This window comes from Archangium minus (assembly GCF_044360475.1).
In the GTDB taxonomy this organism is placed as follows: Bacteria; Myxococcota; Myxococcia; order Myxococcales; family Myxococcaceae; genus Archangium; species Archangium minus.
Genome location: NZ_CP043494.1, coordinates 10671210 through 10692584 on the forward strand (window position 1 = coordinate 10671210; position 21375 = coordinate 10692584).

At 68.7% G+C, this 21375-nt stretch carries 19 protein-coding genes; 16 read left to right on the top strand and 3 right to left on the bottom strand.

The annotated features are described in order from the left end of the window. Window positions 1–79: 79 nt before the first annotated feature. Complete coding sequence (locus F0U60_RS43690) at window positions 80–1222, top strand: ISAs1 family transposase (RefSeq protein WP_395809119.1); 1143 nt, start codon at window positions 80–82, stop codon at window positions 1220–1222. Between the two features lie 220 nt (window positions 1223–1442). Here the strand turns inward: F0U60_RS43690 and F0U60_RS43695 are convergent, their stop codons facing one another. Both F0U60_RS43695 and F0U60_RS43700 read right to left on the bottom strand, forming a co-directional pair. Then, a complete protein-coding gene (locus F0U60_RS43695) occupies window positions 1443–2072 on the bottom strand; it encodes a lysostaphin resistance A-like protein (RefSeq protein WP_395809121.1) in 630 nt (209 codons plus the stop codon). Next, entirely contained in the window at window positions 2069–3325 is a 1257-nt protein-coding gene (locus tag F0U60_RS43700; RefSeq protein WP_395809123.1) for an NAD(P)/FAD-dependent oxidoreductase, read from the bottom strand. Before F0U60_RS43700 ends, F0U60_RS43695 begins: the two co-directional genes overlap by 4 nt. Before the next feature lie 164 nt (window positions 3326–3489). Between F0U60_RS43700 and F0U60_RS43705 the strand changes: the two genes are divergently transcribed. The 7 genes from F0U60_RS43705 to F0U60_RS43735 all read left to right on the top strand — a co-directional run bounded on the left by F0U60_RS43705 (window position 3490) and on the right by F0U60_RS43735 (window position 9485). Further along, window positions 3490–3630: a hypothetical protein gene (locus F0U60_RS43705; RefSeq protein ID WP_395809125.1), complete on the top strand. Its 141-nt coding sequence runs from the start codon at window positions 3490–3492 to the stop codon at window positions 3628–3630. A gap of 4 nt (window positions 3631–3634) precedes the next feature. Next, window positions 3635–4651 (top strand): anthranilate phosphoribosyltransferase, encoded by a 1017-nt coding sequence (gene trpD / locus F0U60_RS43710; protein ID WP_395809127.1) that lies wholly within the window; start codon window positions 3635–3637, stop codon window positions 4649–4651. Next, entirely contained in the window at window positions 4648–5442 is a 795-nt protein-coding gene (locus F0U60_RS43715) for an indole-3-glycerol phosphate synthase TrpC (RefSeq protein WP_395809129.1), read from the top strand. Before trpD ends, F0U60_RS43715 begins: the two co-directional genes overlap by 4 nt. Then, the gene (locus F0U60_RS43720; RefSeq protein ID WP_395809131.1) at window positions 5439–6074 is read left to right on the top strand and encodes a phosphoribosylanthranilate isomerase; all 636 of its coding nucleotides are present in this window, start codon (window positions 5439–5441) and stop codon (window positions 6072–6074) included. The genes F0U60_RS43715 and F0U60_RS43720 overlap by 4 nt, the downstream gene beginning before the upstream one ends. Before the next feature lie 8 nt (window positions 6075–6082). Further along, entirely contained in the window at window positions 6083–7291 is a 1209-nt protein-coding gene (gene trpB, locus F0U60_RS43725; protein WP_395809133.1) for a tryptophan synthase subunit beta, read from the top strand. Next, window positions 7288–8079 carry a tryptophan synthase subunit alpha gene (trpA, locus tag F0U60_RS43730; protein WP_395809135.1) on the top strand — a complete coding sequence of 264 codons (792 nt, stop codon included), beginning with the start codon at window positions 7288–7290 and terminating at the stop codon, window positions 8077–8079. Before trpB ends, trpA begins: the two co-directional genes overlap by 4 nt. 164 nt (window positions 8080–8243) lie before the next feature. Continuing rightward, window positions 8244–9485 (top strand): ATP-binding protein, encoded by a 1242-nt coding sequence (locus tag F0U60_RS43735; protein WP_395809137.1) that lies wholly within the window; start codon window positions 8244–8246, stop codon window positions 9483–9485. A 22-nt stretch (window positions 9486–9507) separates the two neighbouring features. On the opposite strand, the gene F0U60_RS43740 is transcribed toward F0U60_RS43735, so the two are convergent. Further along, a complete protein-coding gene (locus F0U60_RS43740) occupies window positions 9508–11970 on the bottom strand; it encodes an RND family transporter (protein ID WP_395809139.1) in 2463 nt (820 codons plus the stop codon). Window positions 11971–12187: 217 nt separating this feature from the next. Here F0U60_RS43740 and F0U60_RS43745 point away from each other — a divergent pair, with 217 nt between their 5' ends. From F0U60_RS43745 to F0U60_RS43780, 8 genes are all read left to right on the top strand, one after another. Continuing rightward, a complete protein-coding gene (locus F0U60_RS43745) occupies window positions 12188–12784 on the top strand; it encodes a histidine phosphatase family protein (protein ID WP_395809141.1) in 597 nt (198 codons plus the stop codon). A 124-nt stretch (window positions 12785–12908) separates the two neighbouring features. Beyond that, window positions 12909–14060 carry an imelysin family protein gene (locus tag F0U60_RS43750; RefSeq protein ID WP_395809143.1) on the top strand — a complete coding sequence of 384 codons (1152 nt, stop codon included), beginning with the start codon at window positions 12909–12911 and terminating at the stop codon, window positions 14058–14060. A 9-nt stretch (window positions 14061–14069) separates the two neighbouring features. Continuing rightward, a complete protein-coding gene (locus tag F0U60_RS43755; protein WP_395809145.1) occupies window positions 14070–15443 on the top strand; it encodes a di-heme oxidoredictase family protein in 1374 nt (457 codons plus the stop codon). Next, entirely contained in the window at window positions 15440–16540 is a 1101-nt protein-coding gene (locus tag F0U60_RS43760; RefSeq protein ID WP_395809147.1) for an imelysin family protein, read from the top strand. Before F0U60_RS43755 ends, F0U60_RS43760 begins: the two co-directional genes overlap by 4 nt. A gap of 112 nt (window positions 16541–16652) precedes the next feature. Beyond that, on the top strand, window positions 16653–17945 hold the full coding sequence (locus tag F0U60_RS43765; protein ID WP_395809149.1) for an HTTM domain-containing protein: 1293 nt from the start codon (window positions 16653–16655) through the stop codon (window positions 17943–17945). 168 nt (window positions 17946–18113) lie between these two features. Next, a complete protein-coding gene (locus F0U60_RS43770; protein WP_395809151.1) occupies window positions 18114–18863 on the top strand; it encodes a hypothetical protein in 750 nt (249 codons plus the stop codon). A 12-nt stretch (window positions 18864–18875) separates the two neighbouring features. Continuing rightward, a complete protein-coding gene (locus F0U60_RS43775; protein ID WP_395809153.1) occupies window positions 18876–19886 on the top strand; it encodes a hypothetical protein in 1011 nt (336 codons plus the stop codon). A gap of 297 nt (window positions 19887–20183) precedes the next feature. Further along, on the top strand, window positions 20184–21326 hold the full coding sequence (locus F0U60_RS43780; protein ID WP_395809155.1) for a S8 family peptidase: 1143 nt from the start codon (window positions 20184–20186) through the stop codon (window positions 21324–21326). Window positions 21327–21375: the final 49 nt, after the last annotated feature.

The following is a 21375-nucleotide window of genomic DNA, read 5'->3' on the forward strand; positions in this document are numbered from 1 at the left end:
ACGCAGGAGGTCAGAGGACTTCCATAGGCTGGGCCCACTTATGGAGTCACAGGGGCAGGGCGGGCAGGGTGGGCAGGTTGTGGTTCAACTCATTCTCGAGCACTTCGGGGGGCTGAAGGACCCCCGAGTGGCGCGCACCAAGCGCCATGCGCTCAGCAACGTGCTGGTGATGGCGCTGTGCGCGGTGATTGCTGGAGCTGACGGGTGGGAGGGACTGGCACAATTTGCCAGGTCGCGAGCGCAGTGGTTGGCCAGCTTCCTGGACATGCCACATGGAGTGCCGTGCGCGGACACCTTCCGCCGGGTGCTGTGCGCACTACACCCCCAGGCATTCGAGGCCTGCATGCGCCGGTGGATGCAGGCACTGGCCAGGGAGGTGCGCGGCCAGGTAGTGGCGGTAGACGGTAAGAGTGTGCGAGGCGCACTGAGCAAGACCCTGGCGGGCTCGCCGCTGCATCTGGTGCACGTATGGGCCAGCGAGCAGCGGCTGCTGTTGGCGCAGCAGGCCGTAGCGGGAGCACCCGGAGAGGTGGCGGCCATCCCCGAGTTGCTGGCGCAATTGCAACTGCAAGGGGCAGTGGTGACGGTGGACGCCAACGGGTGCACGGCCAAGGTGGCCCAGGCCGTGGTGCACGCGGGAGCTGACTACGTGCTGCACCTCAAGGGCAACCGCGGGCCGTTGTACTCCCACGTCAAGGACATGTTCGCCCCGGTGCGTGCCAACCCCGAGGCGAGCCACTCTGGGGTGGACACTCACAGCCGCAGCGTGAGCAAGGGACATGGCCGACGCGAGGTGCGTACAGCCTGGGCAGTGGCCCTGCGGCCAGAAGACCTACCGCCCAGCGCACACAAGTGGCCCCGGCTGCGCACTGCCGTGCTGCTGCGGCGCGAGCGCACGCTCAAGGGCAAGGTGAGCCAGGAGTGGCACTACTACCTCAGCAGCCTGCCACCCCAGGCTCGCAAGCTCACCGGCCTCATCCGCGGCCACTGGGGCGTGGAGAATGGGCTGCACTGGTGCCTGGACGTGTGCATGGGCGAGGACTCGCGCACCATCCGCCACTTCAATGGGGCGCAGAATTTCGCCGTGCTCAGCCGCATTGCCCTCACGCTGCTGCGACGTGAGAAGACACTCAAGGCCGGTGTCCCTACCCGGCGCAAGAAGGCTGGGTGGGACACCGACTATTTGCTACGTGTCCTGCTGGCTGGCTTTCCCGAGAATTAGATGCGCCCGCCCTGCCCCTCGGGAGAGGGTCAGGGTGAGGGTATCCGAGCCCGTTCTTCAACCCGTGGCCCAAGCCCGTTCTTCAACCCGTGGCCCACAGTATGGACAAGTGGTTCAACCCGGGTTCACCCGATACCCTCACCCCGTCCCTCTCCCGAGGGGAGAGGGAGCATCTCTCCCTGAAGGGACTAGCGGTGTCGTGCACGAAGGGGCCCGCACCTCACAGGGCCGGCAACAGGATGACGATGAGCACGTCCCACAGGGAGTGACTCACCCACGAGGCCACGAGGCTGCGGCGCCACTCAGCGAGCAGCCCCCAGGCGAGCGACGTGGGGAACGCCGCGAGCGCCAGCAACGGCTCACGGAAGGCGAGCAGCGCGAGGCTCGAGAGCACCGACGCCACCACCACGCATCCTACCCGGCCGAGCCTCGGCCGCAGTGCCTGTTGCACCACCCCTCGCCAGAAGAGCTCCTCGGCCGGAGCGATGAACAGCGCCAGCGCCAGCGCCGCCCCAAGTGAGCCCGTTCCAAACGTCGCGTAGATGGCCGCCAGGGGCTCGCAGAACAGCTCCGAGAAGCCGCCACACATCGCCCACAACACCGCCCGAGCGCCCACGTACAACACACCCGCGAGGGCCACCCCCCACAGCATGTCCGCGCGTCTCGGGGCGAGCCACCGCTGTCCCGTCTCACCCAGCGCCTTCCACGACAGCGCGTTCCACACCGCGCAGAAGAGCGAGGCCCACAGGAAGAAACGCGGTGGGTGCACGTGCACCAACTCGGTCCACGCAATCACCGCCACCACGCTGGCCACGAGCCAGCCCCGCTCAGCCAACCTGGAGGAGCTCATGGCAGCGGCAGCTCCCGGTCCCGCAGCAGGGCCTCCGCCGCTCGCCGCCCCGAGACCATGGCCCCCTCAATCGAGCCGTTCTCCCGGTAGTCCCCACAGACATACAGCCCTGGTGACAGCCGGACCTGCCGGTGGGGTTCCGCGAAGGACTCGGGTGGCTGTGCGGGCAACGCGTGCAGAATCACGTACGTGCGCAGGTGCCTCCACTTCTCCACCGCTCCACCGAACCACTCCGTGAGCTGCTCGCGCACCCGTGCCTCCAGCGTCTCCGGGGCATCCACCGGCTCCACCACCGACACCGACACCAGCGCCTGCCCCGCCGGCGCATACGCGGGCGCCACCTCGCTCATCACCGCGAGGTTGTTGACCGGCCCCCTCCCCTCCCCGTTCAGCACCAGGTAGGGCCCTCGTACCGGTGGCTCCGGCGCGGCGAAGTACAGGCACGTCACCGCGTTCATCCTCCGCGGCGGCATGCCAGGCAGCAGCTCCTCCGCCGCGGGAGCGTCCGTGGCCACCACCACCGCATCGGCCTCCTCCCGCTCGCCCGAGGCCAGCCGCACTCGGTGACCCCACACCTCCTCCACCGGCGCGTTCAGCTTCACCGCGCCCACGGGCAGCTTCGCGGCAAGTTGCATGGAGAGCGCCCCCATCCCCTTCGCCGGCACCGCCGTGGCCCCCGTGGCGAACATCCGGAAGACGAACTCCAGCACCCGGCTGGAGGTGCGCAGCTCCTTCTCCAGGAAGATGCCCGCGAAGAAGGGGCGCAAGAAGGCCTCCACCATCTCCTCGGAGAAGCCCACGTCCCGCAGGTACTCCCGCGAAGTCTTCTGCCGTCGGTGGAACACGTCCTCCACCGAGCCCGCCAGCGACTGCTGGCGCAAGTCGAGAATGTGCAACTTGTCGGCGAACGAGCCCACGCGGTTGAAGGCATGGGCCGCGGCCTGCAGCGGCCGGCGGAACGGATCCGCCACCTTGTGCAGACGCCCCGCGCGCCACACCAGTGCCCCCGGGAAGAAGCGTTGGAAGTCGAGCGCCTTGTAGTCCAGCCACCGTTGCGGCTCGGGATACGCAGTGAGGAACACCTGGAAGCCCCGGTCCAGCAGGAAGCCCTCCACGGCGTCCGTGCGCACCCGGCCGCCCACCCCGTCGCTCGCCTCCAGCACCCGCACCTTCACCTTCGCCTGGTGCAGCAGCCTCGCGCACGTCAACCCTGCCAACCCCGCCCCCACCACGATGACGTTCGGACGCACCACGCCGCACCCTCCGTAAAAGTGAAAAGCCCCGTCCTACCTTGCTTCCCGGACACCTCTCCAGCGACACTTGCCGGGAATAAGGGGGGAAGTGGACACCTTTAAGCAGCGCCTCGAACCGACCGCCTCTTCCCCAGGCGGCGGAATACTTCGGAGAGTCAAGAGCCATGTTGATCGTGATGCGCCCGGATGCGACGGCCCAGGAAATCGAGCGTGTGAACGACGAGATCCGCCGTCACGGCTGGCGACCGCACACGACCCCCGGAGAGCAGCGCGCGGCCATCTGCATCACGAGCAACCCGGGATAGGCACATGACACTCAAGGAAGCGCTGGGTAGGGTCGTTGGCCGGCGCGACTTGAACCGTGAGGAGATGGCCTCGGTGATGGGCCAGATGCTCGCGGGAGAAGCGACGCCTGCTCAGGTAGGCGCCTTCGCGGTCGCGTTGCGCATGAAGGGTGAGACCGAGGACGAGATTCTCGGAGCGGCGGAGGCCATGCGGGCCTGCGCCACGCGCATCCACCCCCAGGCCCAGGTGGTGTTGGACACCTGCGGCACGGGCGGAGATGGCGCGCACACCTTCAACATCTCCACGGCCGTGGCCTTCGTGGCCGCGGGCGCGGGCGTCACGGTGGCCAAGCATGGCAACCGGGCGGTGTCCTCGCGGTGCGGCAGCTCGGACGTGCTCGCCGCGCTGGGCGTCGCCATGGACCGCTCTCACGAGCAGGTGACGCGGGACGTGGATGTCCACGGGGTGGGCTTCCTCTTCGCGCCCTCGCACCACAGCGCCCTGCGACACGTGGCGCCGGCTCGGCGTGAGATTGGCCTGCACACCCTCTTCAACCTGCTGGGGCCCCTGACCAACCCGGCGGGCGCGTGCTACCAGCTGCTCGGCACCTTCGCCGGTGAGCGGTTGGAGCAGACGGCGCGCGTCCTGTCCCGGCTAGGCAGCAAGCGGGCCTGGGTGGTGCACGGCCGCGATGGGCTGGATGAGCTCTCGCCGTGCACGGCCTCGGACGTGGCGGAGCTGCGCGAGGACGGCTCGGTGCGGACCTTCACCGTCACCCCCGAGGACGCGGGCCTGGAGCGGGTACCGCCCGAGTCCATCGTCGGCGGGGACGTGGAGGAGAACGCCCGGCGCCTCAAGGCGCTGCTGGCGGGCGAGCGCTCCGGGGTGCGCACGGCGGTGCTGCTCAATGCCGCGGCCGCCCTCGTCGTGGTGGGCAAGGCGGCGAACCTCAAGGAAGGTGTGCTGCGCGCGGTGGAGTCCATCGACTCCGGCGCCGCGGCGGCCAAACTGGAAGCACTCGTGAAGGGAGGCCCGGCATGAGCGCGCCCGAGACGGACAAGCTCGCGGCCATCTTCGCGCGCAAGCGCCGGGAGCTCGCTGCTCGCAAGCCCCTGGTGGCAAGCGCGCCCCGCCCCACGGGCCGGGACTTCGCGGCCGCCCTCACCCGGCACCGTCCGGGCCTGCCGGTGAATGTCATCGCCGAGGTGAAGCGCCGCAGCCCTTCGGGGGGCGACTTCCCGCACCAGAATCTGGTGGCGGTGGCGCAGGCCTACGAGGCCGCTGGGGCGAGCGCCGTGAGCGTGCTCACGGACGACGTGGACTTCGGAGGCCGCCTCGAGGATCTCCTCCAGGTGCGCGCGGCCATCTCGCTGCCGGTGCTTCGCAAGGACTTCCTGGTGGCACCGCAAGAGGTGGAGGAGAGCGCGGCCATCGGCGCGGACGCGGTGCTGCTCATCGCGGACGCGCTGGAGGATGGAGAGCTCGCGGAGATGGTGGCGACGGCGAAGGCCTGCCGAGTGGCAGCGCTCGTCGAGGCCCACACGCAGGAGCACGCCGAACGGGCGCTGAAGGCGGGCGCGGAGCTGGTGGGCATCAACAACCGGAACCTCGCCACGCTGCGCACGGACACCGCCACCGCTCTGCGCGTCATTCCCGAGCTGCGCAGCCGAGCCAAGGCACTGGTGGCGGAGAGTGGTCTCAAGACGCGCGAGGACTTCGCGGCGGCCCGGGCGGCTGGAGCCGACGCGGTGCTCGTGGGCGAGTCCCTGCTGCGCGACGCCGAGCCGGGCCGTGCGCTGGCGAGGCTGCTCGCGCCCGTAGGTGCACCGTGAGCGCGAGGGTGAAGATCTGCGGCATCACGCGCGAGGAGGACGCGCGGATGGCGTGGGCGGCGGGCGCGGACGCCCTGGGGCTCAACTTCTACCTGCGCTCGCCGAGGTACGTGACACCGGAGACGGCGGCGGCCCTGGCTCGCACGCGGCCGGCGCTGGGCTCGGTGGTGGGCGTCTTTGTCAACGAGTCACCGGACCTCATCCGCGCGCGCGTGCGTGACTGCGGGCTGACGTCGGTGCAGTTGCACGGGGACGAGCCGCCCGAGGCCTGCGAGGGCTACGGCGTTCCAGTCATCAAGGCCCTGCGGATACGAGGCCCCGAGGACGTGGAGCGGGCGCGCACCTACGTGGGCGTGGGCGACGTGGCCACGCTGCTGCTGGACGGGGCGGCGCCGGGCTACGGCGGCGGAGGCGTGGGGTTCGACTGGTCGCTGGTGGCACGGCTCGCGGACGCGGGCGTGCCGGTGCTGGTGGCCGGAGGACTCAACCCCGGCAATGTTCAGGAAGCCGTGCGGGCCACCCGGCCCTACGGCGTGGATGTGGCGAGCGGGGTGGAAGTCAGCCCCGGCGTCAAGGATGCGGACGCGGTGCGCGCCTTCGTGCGCGCCGTGAAGACCCTGCGTTGGGAGTGATGAAGACCATGGACACGGAAACCGCCCCGGGCCGCTTCGGGCGTTACGGCGGCCGTTACGTGCCGGAGACGCTGGTCCCGGCACATCTGGAGTTGGAGCAGGCCTACGCCGAGGCCCGTAAGGACCCGGCCTTCGACGAGCAGGTCTCGCAAGTGCTGCGCGAGTACGTCGGGCGCGAGACGCCGCTGACGCCCGCGCGCCGGCTCACCGAGCAGTGGGGCGGCGCCGAGGTGTGGCTCAAGCGGGAGGACCTCGCGCACACGGGCGCCCACAAAATCAACAACACCATCGGCCAGGTGCTGCTGGCGCGGCGGATGGGCAAGAAGCGCATCATCGCGGAGACGGGCGCGGGTCAGCACGGCGTGGCCACGGCCACCGCATGCGCCCTGTTCGGCATGCCCTGCGAGGTCTTCATGGGCGCGGTGGATGTGGAGCGCCAGTCGCTCAACGTCTTCCGCATGAAGGCGCTGGGAGCCAAGGTGACGCCGGTGGAGTCGGGCTCGCGCACGCTCAAGGACGCGATGAACGAGGCCATGCGCACCTGGGTGGCGCAGGTGGAGGACACCTACTACGTCATCGGCAGCGCGGCCGGCCCCCACCCCTACCCCACCATCGTCCGCGACTTCCAGTCCGTCATCGGCCGCGAGGTGCGCACGCAGTCGCTGGTGGCCTTCGGCAAGCTGCCGGACGCCATCATCGCGTGCATCGGCGGCGGCTCGAACGCCATCGGCATCCTGCACCCCTTCATCCATGACAAGGACGTGCGGCTGGTGGGCGTCGAGGCCGGTGGCCACGGCCTGAGCTCGGGGCAGCACGGCGCGTCCCTGACACTCGGCACCGAGGGCGTGCTGCACGGCTCGCGCTCGCTGGTGCTGCAGGACGAGAACGGGCAGATCATCGAGGCCCACTCCATCTCCGCCGGCCTGGACTACCCGGGCGTGGGGCCGGAGCTGGCGCACCTGGCGAAGACGGGGCGGCTGGAGGTGCGCACCGCCACGGACGACGAGGCGCTGGCGGCCTTCTACCGGGTGTCTCGCACCGAGGGCATCCTGCCCGCCCTGGAGTCCTCGCACGCCTTCGCGCGCGCGGGAGACCTGGCCCGTGAGCTGGGCAAGGGCAAGCACCTGGTCATCAACTGCTCGGGCCGCGGCGACAAGGACGTGGCCACCATCGCGGCGCGCGGGATTCCCGCCGCCGTCGGTCAGGAGGGCGCATGAGCGGGGAGATCGCGGAAGCGTTCGCCCGGGCGAAGGCCCGCGGTGAGGGTGCACTGGTGGCGTACGCCATGGCGGGGGATCCGGACCTGGCCCGCTCGGTGGACGTGTTCGCCGCGTGCGTGGAAGGCGGCGCGGACATCCTGGAGATTGGCGTGGCGTTCAGCGATCCCATCGCGGACGGCCCGGTCATCCAGGCCGCGTCCGAGCGGGCCCTGAAGGCTGGCGCCACGCTCAGGCGGGTGCTGGACGAGGTGGTGCCGGCGGTGCGCGAGCGCTGCCCCCAGACGCCGCTGGTGGTGATGACGTACGTCAACGTGGTGATGGCCCTGGGCGAGGAGCGCTACGCGAAGCTGGCCCGGGAGCGCGGGGTAGCGGGCACCATCCTGCCGGACCTGCCGCCCGAGGAGAGCGCAAGCATCCGCGCCGCCTTCGATAAGGAGGGGTTGGCCCTCATCCCGCTGTGTGCCCCCACCACGTCGCCGACCCGAGCGGAAACCATCGCGAAGGACGCGCGCGGCTTCGTGTACTGCGTGTCGGTGGCGGGTGTGACGGGCATGCGCTCGGAGCTGCCGGCGAACCTGTCCGAGCGGCTGGAGCTGGTGCGGCGCTTCTCGCCGGTGCCAGTGGTCGCTGGCTTCGGCATCTCCACCGCCGAGCAGGCCCGGGTGGTGGGAGCCCACGCGGATGGCGTGGTGGTAGGCAGCGCCATTGTCCGTGCCGCTCAGGCCGATGGGCCCGCGGCGGCCCGGCAGGTGTGCATGGAGCTCAAGCGCGGCCTCAAGCGCTGACTTTTGCCTCCCTGGCCCCCTCCCATCCTGGGAGGGGCCCTGGTAGAGCGCTCGGGTCAGGCCGTGGTTGCCCAGGTCACCATCCCTTCGGGCGATGACGCGCTCGCTGGCCTGCCTGCTCTGACTCAGCGTTGAACCTTCCGCTCGATGCCCATGGTGAAGTCATGGCCTCCGAGAAACAGGAAGGGACATCGGAGCAGCGGGACCGGATGCTCCGGGCGCTCGAGGAGCTGATGGAGATCGCTCCCACGGATGTGCAGTCCGCGCTGAATCAAGTCGCTCAGTGCGTCATCGAGCTCATGAGGGCCGACAAGGTCGATGTGTTCCTCTTCGAGCCATCCACCACCACCCTGGTTGCCGTCGGGACAAGCAACAGTCCAATGGGCAGGAAGCAGAGGAGCCTGGGGTTGGACCGTCTTCCGATCGCCAACGGGGGACGAACCGTAGAGGTCTTCCAGACGGGCAGGACGTGGCACCACCCCCGCCAGAATGAAGACCCCGGGGAGTTGCTCGGAATCATCAATGGGCTGGGCGTCCGATCGCATATCGGAGTCCTCATCGAGGTGGGGAACGAGCGCAGGGGCGTGCTCGACGTGCAGTCCGCCACGCCGAACCTGTTCACCGAGGACGACGTGCGCTTCCTCGAGACGGCGGCTCGGTGGGTGGGCTCGGTGGTTCATCGGGTTGAGCTCGGCGAAGCGCTGACGAAAGCGGCCCTGGAACAAGGACGCCACGCCGCCGCGGAGGAGCTCATCACCATTCTGGCTCATGACCTCAGCAACCACCTGCTCCCCATCAAGATACGCCTCGAGCTCATCCACCGACGCGCGGTGCGAGAGCGGGCCACGGAGTTCCTGCGGGATGCCGAAGCCGCCGAGCAATCCCTCAAGGCGCTCAGCCGGCTGATCTCGGACCTCTTGGACGTAGGGCGACTGGAGCAGGGCCTCTTCTCGCTGGCGCTGTACCCGGTGGATCTGGTGGCGCTCTCCGAGGAGGTGGCCAGGCTGGCCACCACGCCCGGCAAGGAGGTGCAGCTCACCGGCATGCCGGAGCTGGTCGTGCAAGCGGACCCGGCTCGCCTCCGACAGGCGCTTGAGAACCTGGTGGCCAATGCGCAGAAGCACTCACCGGCAGGGCTTCCGGTGATCGTCGACGTCAACCGCGAGCAGCGCGAGGGCGGGCCCTGGGCCCGGGTGTCAGTGAAGGATCAAGGACCCGGCATCCCCCCGGAAGTGATGCCGCGGCTCTTCGAGCGCTTCTCCAAGGGACCGGGCTCCAAGGGGCTCGGCCTCGGGCTGTATCTCGTCCGGAGCATCGCCGAGGCCCACGGCGGCACGCTGACGGTGCAGTCGGAGCCTGGCAAGGGAGCCCTCTTCGTCCTGGCGCTGCCGATCACCGAGGAGTGAGCGACGAAGGCCGGGCCGCCTTTCACACGGAGCTCTGGGTCTCCTCGTCCGTCTCCACCTCGAAGGGCAGCGACAGGGCGTCCTCCTCCTCTTCTTCCGGTGAACCGGGCTCATTGCGCTCGAGCAGCGCGAGGATGGCCGGGAACAGCACCGTCGTGCCCAGGGTGGCGCAGGCGACGCCCAGGAGCGCCAGCTCTCCGATGGAGCGCAGTCCCGGGTGGCCCGCCGTGAGCAGCGCGCCATAGCCCGCCGCGTTGGACAGGGTGGCCACCACCGCCGCGACGCCCGTGGTGCGCACCACATGGGGAAGCGAACCCGGCCCCTCCTCGCGGTAGCGGTGGTAGAGGTGCACCGCGTTGTCCACGGCGATGGCCAGCAGGTTGGGCAGCACCACGGCGTTGATGAAGTTGAGCTTGAGCCCGTAGGCGAACATCGCCGCCGGCAGACAGGCGAGCCCGAGGAACAGAGGGCCAGCCACCAGCCCCGCCCGGCGCAGGCTGCGCAGGCTCACCACCATCATCGCGAACACCGCGAGGCCCGCGGCCAGCAGCAGCCAGGGGCCATCCAGCTTCACCAGCTCGAAGATGCGGTAGGCGATGAGGTTCGAGTCGAGCACCTGGAACTGCAACCCCTTCGCACCGGCCACCTCCCGCAGCTCGACCATCTGGTCGCCGAAGCGGTGCAACGCGTCCGTGTCGGAGAGCGACTCCCGCTTGAAGGCGAGCACGAAGCTGCCCTCGCCATCCAGCGCGGTGAAGCGGCGGCGGACCTCGGTGGGCAGCGCCTCCACACCAAAGGGCTTCGCGTTCAGCAGCGTCTCCAGCTGGCTCAGCGCGGGACGCAGCCGCTCCGAGCTCCGGGCGCTCTCCGGCAGCTCGTCGAAGAACGCTCTCAACGCGGCGCGCTCGGCCTCGACATCGGCGCCGGTGCGCGGCAGGAAGTCGCTGAGCGAGACCACCTCCGCGAAGGTCCGCGACTCACCGTGGCGGGCCTCGAGCTCGCGCAACGTGGTCGCGAGCTGGCCCGCCTGCGCGACGTCCTGGGTGAGGAAGACGGTGGGCGAATGGCGCCGCCCTAGCTGGGAGATGATGCGATCATCGAGCTTCGTGGCGGCGAACTCCCCGCGCAGCTTGCGCATGTCGGGCTCGAAGCCAATCCTGCCCGCCACCGAGGCGGACCAGGCCACCAGCGCGCCCACGCCCACGACGATGCCCACCAGCGCGCCCCGAGGCATGCGCCGTGGCTCGCGGTGGGGCCGGGAGGACGGCAGCGGGGCCTCGGCGCGCGCCGGACGGAGCCGCTCGGTGAAGGTGATGAGCGCGGGGCCGATCAGGTACGTGGCCAGCACGGTGAGCATCACGCCCACGGCGGCGATCCACCCGAACTGGGCGAAGGCCTCGAACTCGGCGAGCATGAGCGCGGAGAAGGCAGCGGCGTTGGTGCAGGCCGACGTCAACGCGCCCTTCCAGGTGCCCAGGACGGCCTCACGCAGGGCCGCGCCAGCGGGGAACTGGCGGCGCTCCTCGGAGTAGCGCATCGCCAGGTGGAGGCCGTACTCGATGCCGAGCCCGATGAGGATGGCGACGAGGAAGCCGGTGATGATGTTGAGATAGCCAATGGTCTGCTGCGCCACCGCGAAGGTGACGAGCAAGCCCGCGCCCACGGGGGCTCCCACCACCAGGAGCGAGGTGATGCGCCGGCAGGAGAGGACGACGATGAGCGCCGCGATGGCGCACGAGAGCAGCGAGGAGCGCGTGAGATCCTGGCGCATCCGCCGGTCCTCTTCGAGCCGGAGCACGTGCGCGCCCGTGGCATCCGTCTGCACGCCCGGGAAGTCACGTGCCACCTCGGCGCTCGTGGCCTGCACCCGCGTCAACAACCGCTGAGCGAAGACGAGGTCCCCCGCGACGCCGGAGGGCTTCACGAACAGGTACAGCTCGCTGCCGTCCGGCGAGGTCAGGTACTCGCTCAAGGCCGCGCGCGGCGCATGGCGGCGGGCGATCTCCTCCAGCGAGGGCGGGGGCGTGTCCTCGAGCTGCACATAGAGTGGGTTGGCGGCGAGCTTCTCCGCCTCGAGCACGGACTCGAGGTCCTTGCGCAGGCCGCGCAACTGCTCCGCGGAGAGCAGGAGCAGGGCACGGTCCTTGAAGAAGTGCGTGTCGTAGCGGAACTCGGTGTAGCGGACCTCCTCCAAGGCCTCCAGCCGCGGCGCCAGTGTGTGGGCGAAGCGGCGCAGGGTCTCCGGATCCGCCCCCCGGGCCCGCAGGACCAGATAGCCATCACCTCCGGCCTTCTGGGACACGGCCTCCAGGTCCCGCACCTCCTGGGTCTCGGCTGGGAGAAGCTCCACGAAGGAGCCATGGAAGACGAGTCGCGAGGCAAGCAGGCCCGCCAGGAGCGCTACCGCCAGAACACACGCAAGCACCCGTCCGGGCCGCCGGTACGACAGCAGGGCCCAGCGCTCCATCGCTTTGTCAAATTCCAAATGCAAGTCCCTCACAGCCGAGGGGTCCGGGTCCGGCAAAACCCGGGCTCCGCCCGCGTATGTCTCACGAAATTCACTTGTGCCCAAGTGCCGCAGTTGCCCGGAAACACTTCTTAAGACCCCGTACGCCCCTATTCATGAAAGAGCGCCATGGAGCCCACCTCCCCCTCCATCGCCTCCATTGAGTCGGGGCCTCGTGACACGCAGGATGGGCCACATGAAACCCAAACCCCCCGTGCTCGTCCTCGTCCGCCATGGAGAAACCGCGTGGAGCCGCACCGGCCAGCACACCGGCCGCACGGACATCCCTCTCCTGGAAGAGGGACGCCGCATGGCCACCGAGCTCCGGCACGCGCTGCGCAGATGGAACTTCGCCGCGGTGTGGACGAGCCCCCTGAGCCGCGCGAGCGAGACGTGCGCGCTCTCCGGCTATGGAGAAAGCGCCGAGCTGCGCACGGACCTGATGGAGTGGGACTACGGCACCTTCGAGGGAAAGACCAAGGGTGAGATTCGCGCCACCAGCCCGAACTGGACCATCTGGGCGGACGGCGTGCCGTGCGGCGAGTCAGCACGTGACGTGGGCGCACGCGCGGACCGCATCATCGCCGAGGCCCGCTCCGTGGAAGGCAACGTGCTCCTCTTCTCTCATGGCCACCTGCTGCGGGTGCTCGCCGCGCGCTGGCTGGGACTGCCTCCCACCGAGGGACGCCTCTTCACGCTGAACACCGCTTCCATCAGCGTGCTCGGCTTCGACTCAGAGGGAGACCAGCAGGTTCTCCAGCTCTGGAACGACACCACTCACCTGCGCGGCTGAGTGCGCGGGCCCTCGCCGTCGCGTCGGGCCCCATTTTGACTTTGATTCTCAACTTCGCTATCGAGCAAGCCTGACCATCGCATGCGCGGCCGCACGAGCGGCCCGGCGGTGAAGAGGGGAGCACATGAAAAAGCAATTCTGGATGGGCCTGGTGGCGGGGGCGCTTGTGTCCGCGGGCTGTGGGACGGAGCCGCTGGAGGAGGAGCGGGCCCGGCCGGTGGTGGAGCGCTACGCGGCGCTGGTGAACGAGAACTACACGGACGTGGTGGCGAAGGCGCGGACGCTGCAGACGGCGGTGAACGTCTTCATCGCGGACCCCACGCAGGCGAAGCTGGCGGTGGCGCGCAGCGCGTGGCTGGCGGCGCGCCCCGCCTACGGGCAGAGCGAGGCCTTCCGCTTCTACGGCGGCCCCATCGACGATGAGGACACCGGTCCCGAGGGCCAGATCAACGCGTGGCCGCTGGACGAGGCCTATATCGACTCGGTCGAGGGCGCACCGGGGGCGGGCATCATCAACGCCACCGGCGAGTTCCCCACGCTCTCCGAGAAGCTGCTGACGGAGCTCAACGAGCGCGACGGTGAGACGAACATCGCCACGGGCTACCACGCCATCGAGTTCCTGCTGTGGGGGCAGGACCAGAGCACGACGGGCCCGGGCAACCGGCCTGCCTCGGACTTCGAGGACGGAGGCACGGCGCCCAACGCCGCGCGCCGCCGCGAATACCTGAAGCTGGTGACGGACCTGCTGGTGAAGGACCTCGAGTCGGTGCAGGCGCAGTGGGCGCCGGGCGCGAACAACTATGGCAAGACGTTCACGGCGCTGAAGCCGGAGGAGGCCGTGCAGCGGATCCTCACCGGCATGGGCAGCCTGAGCGGTGCCGAGCTGTCCGGCGAGCGGATGACGGTGGCCTACGACAACAAGGACCAGGAGGACGAGCACTCCTGCTTCAGCGACAGCACGCTGGCGGACCTGTACGCCAACGCGGTCGGAATCCAGAACGTGTACCTGGGCCGCTACGGCAACCAGGACGGTCCGGGCCTGGATGAGCTCGTGGCCGAGGTGGACGAGGAGCTGGACAAGAAGATGAAGCAGCAGCTGCAGGCCAGCCTGGAAGCCATCCAGGCGATCCCCGGTCCATTCGACCAGGCCATCCTCGGCGCGGACAATAGCGAGGGCCGTCAGAAGGTGAAGGCGGCCGTCGAGGCACTGCGCGCGCAGACGGAGACGCTCGTCGACGTGGCCACCGCGCTCGGCATCGAGCTCAACCTGGAGTAGCGAAGAACCATGCGGCGCACGATCAGTCTGTTGCTCCTCCTCGCCTGTGCTTGCGGTGAAGAGGGGCCGGAAGCGGGCGAGGAGCTGTCCGGCGGTGACACCACCGTCCACGACACCACGCGCAACGCCTTCACGTTGGCGGCGCGAAACCTTCAGGGAGAGCGGCGCGATGCTTTCTTCGTTGGCAACGCGCTGTTCAACCGCAACTGGGTGACGGCGCCCTCCTCCACCGAGGGACTGGACGGACTGGGACCCACCTTCAACGCCCCCTCGTGCGCCGCGTGCCATTTCAAGGACGGACGCGGCAAGCCCCCGACCGAGCAGGACGAGAAGCCACTGTCGCTGCTCTTCCGGCTGAGCATTCCCGGGCAGGACGCGAACGGTGCACCGCTCGGGGACCCCACCTATGGAGGGCAGCTCCAGCCCCAGTCCATCCTCGGTGTGCCCACCGAGGGTGAGGTGGCCCTCACGCATACGTTCCACGAGGGCCGGTACGCGGATGGGACGGCGTACACACTGGAGGTGCCCCACTACGAGCTGGTGGACCTGGCCTTTGGCCCCGCGCACCCGGAGCTGATGATGAGCCCCCGAGTGGCGCCGGTCATGGTGGGCCTCGGCCTGCTGGAGGCCATTCCGGATGCGACGCTGGAAGCGCTCGCGGATCCGAACGATAGAGATGGCGATGGCATCTCTGGCCGCATCAACCACGTCTGGGATGTGGAGCACCAAGAGGTGCGCGTGGGCCGCTTCGGCTGGAAGGCGAACCAGCCCTCCCTGCGCCAGCAGAACGCGGGCGCCTTCCGCGGGGACATCGGCATCACCTCGGACCTGTTCCCCGAGGAGGAGTGCACCGCCGCGCAGGAGGCATGCCGCGCCTCGCCGTCGGGAGGAGCACCCGAGCTGGACGCGCACAAGCTGGAGCAGATGACGTTCTACACGCGGATGCTGGCGGTGCCCGCGCGCCGGGACGTGGAGCAGCCCGAGGTGCTGCGGGGCCGCCGCCTCTTCCGGGAGGAGCTGGAATGCGCGAAGTGCCACGTGCCGCGCCACGAGACGGGCACGGTGGCGGACACGCCGGAGCTCTCCAAGCAAGTCATCTTCCCATACACGGACCTGCTGCTGCACGACATGGGGCCGGAGCTGGCGGACCACCGCCCGGACTTCGAGGCCACAGGCAGCGAGTGGCGGACGCCGCCCCTGTGGGGTATCGGGCTGGTGGAGACGGTCAACCGCCACACGCGCTTCCTGCACGATGGCCGCGCCCGCTCGCTGGAAGAAGCCATCCTCTGGCACGGCGGTGAGGCTGAGCGCTCGAGGGAGCGCTTCCGCAACCTGTCCGCCACTGATCGCGCGGCACTGCTGCGCTTCCTGGAGTCGCTGTGAGTCCCATCTTGCGTCGTCTCATCCCCGCCGCTGTCCTGCTGTCACTCGCCCTGGCGAGCTGCGGCGACTCTCAGGGCACCGCCCTGCGCACGGCCTTCTTGAAGGAGCTGGCCGGGGATATCGCCCTCCCCGCGTACCGTGAATTCGACACGCGCACCGAGGCCCTGGCCGGAGCGCTCGCGACGCTGGACACCACCCCCACCGAGGCCACGCTCACCGAGGCCCAATCCGCCTGGCGGGCCGCGCGCGCCGCGTGGCTGCGCCAGGAGTCCTTCCGCATCGGTCCGGCGGAGGACCAGCACGTATCCGCCGCGGTGAACCAGGTGCCCTCCACAACGGGCATCGACAGCCTGCTCGCGGGAGACGCGCCCCTCACCGAGGCAGCCGTCGCGGAGCTGGGCGCGAACCGCAAGGGCATGCTTGCGATGGAGTACCTGCTCTTCGATGCGGAGGGCGGTAACACGGCAGTGCTCTCGCGTCTCACGGATGGGAACGCGGGCACGCGCCGCCGGACCTACCTGAAGGCGCTCGGGGCGGTGATGCACACGAGCGCCACGGCGGTACGCACGGCCTGGGAGCCCGAGCAGGACAACTACGTCGCGCAGCTCTCCAACGCGGGCAACGACGGAAGCACCTACGCCACGCAGAAGGACGCGGTGGACACGGTGGTCAACCGGCTCATCGCCAGCGTGGAGACGGCGGAGATGAAGCTGTCCAAGCCGCTCGGGTTCGACACCGGTGGCACCGTCCGCCCCGACCAGGAGGACGCGCGGCGCAGCGACAACACGCTGCGAGACCTGGAAGACATGCGCCAGAGCATGGAGCGTGTCTGGCTTGGGGCGAACGGAGACGGAGGCCTCTCGCGAGTGGTGGCCCACAGCAACAAGCAGGTGGACGAGACGGTACGCGGAGACCTGGCGGCGGTGCGCTCGGCGCTGGAGGCGATTCCGCCGCCGCTGCGCACGGCGCTGACGGGAGACCGCGAGTCCGTGGAGAACGCCCGAGCGGCCTTCTCGCGGCTGCGAGCCACCCTCACCTCCGAGGTGGTGGCCAACCTGGGAGTGACGCTCAAGTTCAACGACAACGATGGAGATTAAACCCACCACTCCCCTCGCCCACCGGGAGAGGGGCGGGGGTGAGGGTATCGCGCGCCCCGGGTTCCCCCTCCGAGCCATCCGCGAGCGGCTCGGGGAGACCCTCTTTGCGCCAGTGGACCCAGCCTCACTGGTGGCGTACCGAGTCCTCTTCGGGCTGCTCATGATGGTCGCAGTCGCGCGCTTCTTCGCGTACGGCTGGATTCACGAGCACTACCTCGCGCCGAAGGTGCTCTTCCCCTACGCGGGGCTGGAGTGGATCCGCCCGTGGCCGGGAGTGGGCATGTACCTCCACTTCGCGCTGATGGGGCTGGGGGCGCTGGGCATCACGCTGGGCGTGGCGTACCGGGCGAGCGCGCTCACGTTCCTGCTCACCTTCACGTACGCGCACCTCATCGACAAGACGTACTACCTCAACCACTACTACTTCATCTCGCTGGTGGGGGTGCTGCTGGTGCTTCTCCCACCAGGAGCGGTGGGCGCGATGCGCACCGTGCCCGCGTGGTGGCTGTGGCTGTTCCGGGCCCAGGTGGGCCTCGTGTATTTCTTTGGCGGCGTAGCCAAGCTGAAGAGTGACTGGCTCCTCCACGCGCAGCCGATGAAGATCTGGCTCAGGGCGAGCACGGACCTACCGGTGCTCGGCCATCTCTTCGAGCAACCGTGGGCGCCACATGCCTTCAGCGTCGCCGGCGCGGTGTTCGACCTATGCGTGGTGCCCGCGCTGCTGTGGAGGCGTACGCGGTGGCTCGCCTACGCGGCGGTGGTGGGCTTCCACGTCATCACCCGGCTGCTCTTCCCCATCGGCATGTTCCCGTGGCTGATGATGGCCGGTGCCCTGCTCTTCTTCCCGCCCGACTGGCCGCGGCGGCTCGCGAGCCGGCTCCGTCTCGGGCGCATGGCCCTCCCCTCCAGCTCCGAGGCCGCCCCGCCCCTGCCCGCGAGACGCGCATGGGTGGGCCCCACGTTGGCCCTGACCTTCATCGCCGTGCAGCTCCTCCTCCCGCTGCGACACCTGCTCTACTCGGGCGACGTGCTGTGGACGGAGGAAGGCTTCCGCTTCTCGTGGAACGTGATGTTGATGGAGAAGGACGGGATGGCCGAGTTCCGCGTCAGCGAGCCTTCCACCGGGAAGCGCTGGGTGGTGTCGCCGAGCCAGCACCTCTCGCCCTACCAGGTGAAGATGATGGCCACGCAGCCAGACATGCTGCTGACCTTCGCGCACTACCTGGCCCGAGACTTCGCCGAGCGGGGATACCCCGGGGTGGAGGTGCGCGTGGACGCCTTCGCGAGCCTCAATGGCCGACCGCGCCAGCGGCTGGTGGACCCCGAGGTGAACCTGGCAACGGTAGGGCCGTGGGACGACCTCCATGGATGGGTGCTGCCCTTCCGTGAGGTGAATCCTCCCTGATGGGGAGGCGCTGACGCCGGGACCTGACACAGGGATCGTCCACGAACGCGGAAGAACCATCCACCGCAATGGATGCCTCGCACGCTCGCGTTCACGGCATGGCGGAGGAGAGGACCTCTGGCAGGCGCCTTGCTCTGGGCTGGGAGAATCCCAACCAGGAGCAGACGCATGACCACCCCTGTGTCCGGCCCCCGTGCCGGTGGAACAACCCCTACCTCAAACGAGCTCGCCGAAGTCCAGAACGCGACCCCGTCCTCCAGGTCCACGCCAGCCACCAGAACGGCAAACACCCAAGGGTCGAACACCGTCACCCAGGCCCCTTCTCTTCCCCCAGACGCGAACTCGCCACGAGAGTTCCCCACGGGGAAGATGGACTACTACCGCAAGCGCCACTTCGACTTTGTCGCGCGCAATCCCGGGATGACGCCACCGCCGTACTACCTTCAGTACGGAGACAAGTACATCAAGGCCTTCACGGCGCTCGGACCCGACCAGCTGTCCCCCAAGGGACTCGAGTGGCGGGACAAGGCGCTGAAGAATCTTCAGCAAGAGATGGAGGATGCGCGCCGCGCACACCCCGAGGACTTCGCCACACTCGAGCGAGATCCGGAGAAGTTCAAGGAGTTCGCCTACGTCACGCATGTGGATGCCTATGTGAACGCAGGCCTCCTCGAGCTCCCCACTCAGGATCTCCTGACCATTCTCAGCACGCCAGACCTCCAGGACATCCTGGACGAGGACGGTCTGAAACAGATTCTCAAGGTCGTCGGCGAGGTGAAGCCCCAGAGCGTGAGTGACATCCTCTCCGCGACCGCGTCCGAGGAGGTGCGCCGCCGCGTTCAGCTCCCACTCGCGCAGATGGAGCAAGAGCTGAAGTCACTCATGCTGAAGCAGCTCCTGAACAACGGCCTCCACTGAGCCGGTACGCCCATGCGCAAGCTCCTCGCTTTCCTCCTTTTGAGCCCCGTCCTCATGTGCATGTGCGGCCAGGCACTTCTCTGGACCAACGAGTTCCGCCACCGCCGCGGCATCGACATGGTCAACAGTGTGTGGAAGCCAGTGGGGCATCAGCTCGATCGAGATCTGCCGGACAAGCTCTTCATCGGCGAGCGCTCCGCGTTCTACACGACGTCGCTCTTCGAGCAGGAGCGCACCACGCTCTGGCGCATCAGTCCCGACCGACTGCGCCCCTGGTCTTTCCTCGAGGGGAAGCTCCTCACGATGGCCAGCGCCAACGACGTCTGGTTCGGCGTGCTGTCGCAACCCAGCCCGAGCCGGAGTGAGGAACGGACCTTCAAGCTCATCCGCTCGCGCGATGAGGGGTGGAGCTGGGAGGAGCGCGGCGTGGTTCCAGGGACCTCCAGCCTGCTCGTCGTCTCGGAGCAGGAGGTGTGGGGACTTGGCACGAACGCGTTCTACGTCAGCACGGACGGAGGCCAGACGCACACACCTGTAGCCCTCCCGGGAGAACGCAATGGCATTGCGGAGCGGCTCGCACGGGGAGCGGACGGGACCGTGTGGTTGCTTGGGCCCTCCGGGCTCTTCCGCATCTCGGACCAGGGCAGACGCTGGACGCACGAGCCCCTTCAAGGGGCCGAGCTACAGGCTGGAAGCGGAGGGTTCCTCGCAGGGCGTGTGGGCGAGGCGCTGGCCCTCCGACGCGATGCGACAGGAGCACAGTGGGTTCCCTTCACGGAGCAGCGCCACCGGGTGCAGGCGCTCACGGTCTCCGGCGACACCGTCCGGGTCATCACCCACGCCAGGGACCCATTCAAGGACGGAGCGGACGTCTGGTACCACCACAGCGAGGACGGCGGCCTCACGTGGAAACACGTAGAGACCGGCCTGCACACCCGTGTCGCGATAGCCGGACGGGAGTGGGGGGTGGGCAGCAACATCCTGGGCCAGCTCTATGGACATGTGCCCAAGGGCGAAGAGTAGAGGCCCGTGACGGTCAGGCACCGACACCGCTGTCTCAATAAGAGACAGCGGTGTCTGCTTTCCGGACAGGCGACCTGTTCTTGAACACCTCGCGCGGCTCCCCCCCTGTGCCCTGTCTTTAAATCAAACAACATACATTCAAACAAAACTTTTGCACCAAACTGGATTTCCAGATCAGGCCGGCAAAGACAAGAAAATGGTTTTAATGGCTTGTCATCCGATTCCTGATTTCGTAGTTTCTCGCGCGCAGCAAACCCCCAACCAATCCCCATCCCCAGTTTCGCGGAAGGAATTCCCATGCGCGCCATTCGTAACGTGCTGTTCCTTGGTTCCGCTCTCACGCTCGCCGCTTGCGGTGGCGAGATGGACCCGAACACCGACGGACTCGACCAGTCCGCCGCTCCGCTGCACCAGGCCGCTCCTGGCCTCCGGGTCGACGGCTCGTACATTGTGAAGCTGAAGGATGGCGCCACCGCTCGTGCCGTGGCGGCACTGGCGGGTGTCTCGCCCCGTCACGAGTACAGCATCATCAACGGCTTTTCCGTGGAACTGAATGAGGGCCAGCTCAATGCCCTCCGCCGCCTCACCGACGTCGTCGAGTACGTCGAGGAGGACGCGGTGGTTCAGGCCGACGTGACCCAGACCAACGCCACGTGGGGCCTGGACCGCATCGATCAGCGCGCTCTGCCGCTGAACGGCACGTATACCTATACGACCACGGCGTCGAACGTGACCGCGTACATCATCGACACGGGTCTGCAGGCGAACCACGCGGACTTCGGTGGCCGCGCGTCGAACGTGTATGACGCGCTCGGCGGCAACGGCGCGGACTGCCAGGGTCACGGCACGCACGTGGGCGGCACGGTGGGCGGCACCGTCTACGGCGTGGCCAAGGGCGTCCAGCTGCGCGGCGTGCGCGTGCTGAACTGCAGTGGCTCCGGGACCAACACGGGCGTGATCGCCGGCATGGACTGGGTGCGCACCAACGCCGTCAAGCCCGCGGTGGCCAACATGAGCCTCGGCGGCGGCGCCTCCACCGCCGTGAACACCGCCGCGAACAACCTGGCCAACTCGGGCGTGTTCCTCGCGGTGGCCGCCGGTAACAACAGCGGCGCCAATGCCTGCAACTACTCGCCGGCCGGCGCCGCGGCCGCCACCACGGTGGGCTCCACCGCCAGCAACGACACGCGCTCGTCGTTCTCCAACATCGGCAGCTGCGTGGACATCTACGCCCCCGGCTCCAACATCACCTCGGCCAGGCTGAACGGCACCTCCACCACCATGAGCGGCACCTCGATGGCCTCCCCGCACGTGGCCGGCGTGGGCGCGCTCTACAAGGGCACCTACGGCGACGCGTCCTCCGCCACCGTCGACTCGTGGATCAAGACCAACGCCACCAGCCTGTCGTTCGGCCCGCTCCTCTACAAGAGCTCGCTGTAATCCCAGGCTGATTGTGATTTGAAATTCCAGGGGCCGTGGCTTCGTGCCG

Coding starts and splice junctions, on each gene's coding strand:
- F0U60_RS43695 (WP_395809121.1), bottom strand. CDS start 2,072: ATGAGCTCCTCCAGGTTGGCTGAGCGGGGCTGGCTCGTGGCCAGCGTG.
- F0U60_RS43705 (WP_395809125.1), top strand. CDS start 3,490: ATGTTGATCGTGATGCGCCCGGATGCGACGGCCCAGGAAATCGAGCGT.
- trpD (WP_395809127.1), top strand. CDS start 3,635: ATGACACTCAAGGAAGCGCTGGGTAGGGTCGTTGGCCGGCGCGACTTG.
- F0U60_RS43715 (WP_395809129.1), top strand. CDS start 4,648: ATGAGCGCGCCCGAGACGGACAAGCTCGCGGCCATCTTCGCGCGCAAG.
- trpB (WP_395809133.1), top strand. CDS start 6,083: ATGGACACGGAAACCGCCCCGGGCCGCTTCGGGCGTTACGGCGGCCGT.
- trpA (WP_395809135.1), top strand. CDS start 7,288: ATGAGCGGGGAGATCGCGGAAGCGTTCGCCCGGGCGAAGGCCCGCGGT.
- F0U60_RS43735 (WP_395809137.1), top strand. CDS start 8,244: ATGGCCTCCGAGAAACAGGAAGGGACATCGGAGCAGCGGGACCGGATG.
- F0U60_RS43745 (WP_395809141.1), top strand. CDS start 12,188: ATGAAACCCAAACCCCCCGTGCTCGTCCTCGTCCGCCATGGAGAAACC.
- F0U60_RS43750 (WP_395809143.1), top strand. CDS start 12,909: ATGAAAAAGCAATTCTGGATGGGCCTGGTGGCGGGGGCGCTTGTGTCC.
- F0U60_RS43755 (WP_395809145.1), top strand. CDS start 14,070: ATGCGGCGCACGATCAGTCTGTTGCTCCTCCTCGCCTGTGCTTGCGGT.
- F0U60_RS43770 (WP_395809151.1), top strand. CDS start 18,114: ATGACCACCCCTGTGTCCGGCCCCCGTGCCGGTGGAACAACCCCTACC.
- F0U60_RS43775 (WP_395809153.1), top strand. CDS start 18,876: ATGCGCAAGCTCCTCGCTTTCCTCCTTTTGAGCCCCGTCCTCATGTGC.
- F0U60_RS43780 (WP_395809155.1), top strand. CDS start 20,184: ATGCGCGCCATTCGTAACGTGCTGTTCCTTGGTTCCGCTCTCACGCTC.